This window comes from Streptomyces sp. NPDC001156 (assembly GCF_053598275.1).
The window spans coordinates 1-1,021 of sequence record NZ_JBSFJX010000582.1 but is presented as its reverse complement, the minus strand read 5'-3'; the positions used below and the strand labels follow the sequence as shown (position 1 = coordinate 1,021).

Here is a 1,021-nt window from a genome sequence, read left to right as displayed (position 1 = left end):
GACTTGGAACCCGACGAACTCCTCGCACGCCTCAACGACACCGCCATCAGCCTGGCTCAGGAACGCGCGGCTCTGCCGCCCGGCGACCCCCTGCACCGGCAGCCACTCACGGCAAGCTGCGTGTACGCGGTCTACGACCCGCTCGCCCAGACCTGCACCGTCGCCCTGGCCGGCCACCCCCCACCCGTCATTGCCCATCCCGACGGGAGGACCGAGATCCCTGAGCTGCCCACCGGACCCACTTTGGGCGGTGCCGAGGGACCCCCCTTCGCCGCCACCACGATCCCTGTCACCGACGGCAGCGTCCTGGCCTTCTATACCGCAGCCCTCCTGCACGCCTCCCCGTCCCCGGACACCCTCCAACGGGTGCTGGCTCACCCTGACCGGCCACTGCAGGAGCTATGCGATGACGTGCTCTACCAACTGCGGGACGACGACATCCGCCACGGCGACGTCATCCTCCTCCTCGCCCGCACCCACGCATTCCCCGCCGACCGGGTCGCCGCGTGGGACATCGACCAACACCCCAAAGCCGTCGCCACGGCGCGGACCCACGCCCAACACCAACTCGCTCATTGGGCAGTGGATGAGGAAACCGCCTACACGACCGAAATGATCGTCAGCGAACTGGTCACCAACGCCGTCCGCTACGGCACCCCGCCCCTACGGCTGCAGCTCATCAAGGACCGCACCCTCACCTGCGAGGTCCACGACGGCAATCCCGTCGCCCCGCGGATGCGCCACGCCAGGACGGTCGACGAAGGCGGCCGCGGCTTGTTCATCATCGCCCAACTCGCACAGAACTGGGGCGTCCGCTACTTCCCCGGCGGCAAGACCGTCTGGGCCGAGCAGACTCTCTGAACCCAAATCGACCAGCGCGTGACACAGGTCAAATGCGGCAAAGTAGGGCACGCGCCAGGCGTCCTAGCTCGGCCCGTTCTCAAGCCCGCGGTCGTCGCGCCCCGCAGAACCCCCGCCGCATCCGGCCAGCCATGATGTCCGCAGCACCCGACTGCTTAGA

Annotated in this window: 1 protein-coding gene; it reads left to right on the top strand. The window is 68.5% G+C overall.

Translation table 11 applies throughout. From position 1 onward, the window contains the following. The coding region (locus tag ACWDA7_RS53245) for a SpoIIE family protein phosphatase (RefSeq protein ID WP_450615486.1) at positions 1-861 on the top strand (861 nt) is incomplete at its 5' end. Between the last annotated feature and the right edge of the window lie 160 nt (positions 862-1,021).